This window comes from Mesorhizobium sp. M2A.F.Ca.ET.067.02.1.1 (genome assembly GCF_004023285.1).
Lineage (GTDB): Bacteria > Pseudomonadota > Alphaproteobacteria > Rhizobiales > Rhizobiaceae > Mesorhizobium.
The window spans coordinates 1-2,779 of record NZ_RZSB01000775.1 but is presented as its reverse complement, the minus strand read 5'-3'; the positions used below and the strand labels follow the sequence as shown (position 1 = coordinate 2,779).

Here is a 2,779-nt window from a genome sequence, read left to right as displayed (position 1 = left end):
GTTCATGATCATCATCTGGCTGTCGACCGTCCCGAAGGTGCTGACCGGCGAGCCGAAGACCTCGGCCGCCTCCGCCGCCGCTCAGGTCTATATCGCCTCGGCGCATTTCCCGGCCGTGCGCGACACCGTGCTCGGCCGCTGCTCCATGTGCCATACGGAAGAGCCGGTCTATGAAGGCGTCTCCCATGCGCCGAAGGGCGTGCTGCTCGACACCGACGAGCGCATCGCCGAGCATGCGCGCGAGATCTACATCCAGGCCGGCCGGGCGCATGCCATGCCGCCCGCCAACGTCACCCCGATCACCGACCAGGAACGGGCCCTTCTGGTCGCCTGGTTCGAAGGCGCCGGAAAGTAAGCATGACAGCGAAAATTCTGCGCGGCCGTACGCTCTCCTTCATGCGCTGGCCCGAAACGATCGACGACCATTCCGCCTGGCGCTACGAGGAGGATGGCGCCCTGCTGATTGACAATGGCAGGATCGTCGCCGCCGGCGTCTATGCGGACGTCAAGGAAAAGGCGGATGCAGGCGTCGGGACAATCGACCATCGCCCGCATCTGATCCTGCCGGGCTTCCTCGACGCCCACGTGCATGTGCCGCAGATGCAAATCATCGCCTCCTACGGCGCCGAGCTGCTCGACTGGCTGAACAAATACACCTTTCCCGAAGAGTCGAAATTCCAGAACGCCCAGCATGGCCGCCGCATCGCGCGGCTGTTCCTCGACGAGATGCTGCGCCACGGCACGACGACGGTCGCCGCCTATTGCTCGGTGCACAAATCATCGGCGGAAGCCTTCTTCGCCGAGTCGCATGAGCGCAACATGCTCAACATCGCCGGCAAGGTGATGATGGACCGCAATGCGCCGGACGGCGTGCTCGACACGCCGCAAACCGGTTACGATGACAGCAAGGCGCTGATTGCCGAATGGCACGGCAAGGGTCGCCAGCTCTATGCCATCACGCCGCGCTTCGCCATCACCTCGACGCCCGAGCAGATGGAGATGGCCGGCGCGCTCTACCGCGAGCATCCGGATCTCCACATGCAGACGCATCTGTCGGAGAACCACGCCGAGATCGCCTTCACCCAGGAGCTTTACCCCTGGTCGCGCGACTACACCGACGTCTATGAGCATTACGGCCTGCTCGGCAAAAAGAGCCTGTTCGGCCACTGCATCCATTTGTCGGAGCGCGAGGCGGATGCGCTGTCGCAGTCGGGTTCGGTCGCGGTGTTCTGCCCGACCTCCAATCTTTTCCTCGGATCCGGCCTGTTCGACTACCAGCGCTATCGTCTGCGCGAGAAGCCGCTTCGGATTGCGGCCGCGACCGATGTCGGTGGCGGCACCAATTATTCGATGCTGCGCACCATGGACGAGGGCTACAAGGTGATCGCGCTGAACGGCGAGAAGCTGAACCCGTTCCAGTCCTTCTGGCAATTGACGCGCGGCAATGCCGAGGCGCTGTCGGTGGCCGACAAGGTCGGCACGCTGGAGGAGGGCACCGATGCCGACATCGTCGTGCTCGATGCTCATGCCACGCCGGGCATGCGGCTCAGGATGGAGACGGTGGAAACGCTGGCCGAGGAACTGTTCCTGCTGCAGACGCTGGGCGACGATCGAGTTGTGCGCGAGGTCTATCTGGCGGGCCGTCCGGCGAAGAGCGCGATTGTCGCAGGGTGACCCCCTCACCGGATTGCCAACCGAATTGCGAAGGGCAATCCGACCTCTCCCCGAGGGGAGAGGAGCGAGCCGACGCTGGCGCCAGTCTCTTCTCCCCTCGGGGAGAAGGTGGCCGCGAAGCGGCCGGATGAGGGGGTGTCCGCGACGGGCGCTTGACCAGGCAAGGGTTGTCGTACAAACGACGGTGTCGATTTTCGGAGAAAGAGACATGGCTACCGCCGACGACATCGCTCTGATCAAGAAACAGGAAGCCACGCTGGTCTTCCCGGCCTTCGACGAGGCCGTCGCCTTCAAGATCGGTTCCGGCATCAGGGATCGGGCGCTGAAGGAAGACCTGCCGATCATCGTCGACATCAGGACCTTCGACCGGCCGCTCTTCTATGCCGCGATGCCGGGCTCCAACGCCTCCAATCCGGACTGGGCGCGGCGCAAGATCAACGTCGTGAGGCGGTATCTCAGAAGCACCTATCGCCTTGTGCTGGAGCAGCAGCGCCCCGACCGCACGTTCAAGGTCGGCGAAGCGCTCGACATCGCCGACTATGTGCTCGCCGGCGGCGGCTTTCCGGTCACCGTCAAGGGCGCCGGGGTCATCGGCGTCATCGCCGTTTCGGGCCTGCCGGAGCGCGAGGACCACGGCGTCGTGGTCGATGCGATCTGCGCGCATCTGGGCGTCGATGCCAGCAAGCTCAGATTGCCGCCGGAAGACAAATGACCGATCCAAAAACCTTCCTCACCTCGATCTTTAACGCTGCCGTCGCCGCCGCCGACCCGGAAAAGACGATCCGCAATCATTTGCCGGCTAAGCCGAAAGGCCGCACCGTCGTTATCGGCGCGGGCAAGGGCTCGGCGCAGATGGCGGCGGCCTTCGAGAAGGTCTGGGACGGTCCCATCGATGGTCTGGTCGTCACCCGCTACGGCTATGGCGCCAGTTGTGAGCGCATCGAGATCATCGAGGCGGCGCATCCGGTGCCGGATGCCGCCGGCCTGGAGGCCTCGCGCCGGCTGCTCGAGAAGGTGCGGGGCCTGACTTCGGAAGACCTGGTCGTGGCGCTGATTTCCGGCGGCGGCTCGGCCCTGCTGCCGTCTCCCGCTCCAGGCCTTACCT

The 2,779-nt window shown here is 64.6% G+C and carries 3 protein-coding genes and 1 pseudogene; all 4 read left to right on the top strand.

Annotated features, from left to right (window positions below; translation table 11 throughout):
• Positions 1 to 355: pseudogene (locus EOA28_RS31615) on the top strand (cysteine desulfurase); the annotation flags it as partial.
• 2 nt (positions 356 to 357) lie between these two features.
• Positions 358 to 1,674 (top strand): guanine deaminase, encoded by a 1,317-nt coding sequence (gene guaD, locus EOA28_RS31610; RefSeq protein WP_127253631.1) that lies wholly within the window; start codon positions 358 to 360, stop codon positions 1,672 to 1,674.
• A 208-nt stretch (positions 1,675 to 1,882) separates the two neighbouring features.
• Positions 1,883 to 2,386, top strand: coding sequence for a heme-degrading domain-containing protein (locus tag EOA28_RS31605; RefSeq protein WP_127253632.1), 504 nt, complete (start codon positions 1,883 to 1,885; stop codon positions 2,384 to 2,386).
• Positions 2,383 to 2,779 (top strand): DUF4147 domain-containing protein (locus tag EOA28_RS31600; RefSeq protein ID WP_128315647.1); only part of this gene is annotated, 397 nt, incomplete at its 3' end. The genes EOA28_RS31605 and EOA28_RS31600, both read left to right, overlap by 4 nt.

Excerpts from the sequence above, each read along its gene's own strand:
- guaD (WP_127253631.1), top strand. The coding sequence starts at position 358 with ATGACAGCGAAAATTCTGCGCGGCCGTACGCTCTCCTTCATGCGCTGG.
- EOA28_RS31605 (WP_127253632.1), top strand. The coding sequence starts at position 1,883 with ATGGCTACCGCCGACGACATCGCTCTGATCAAGAAACAGGAAGCCACG.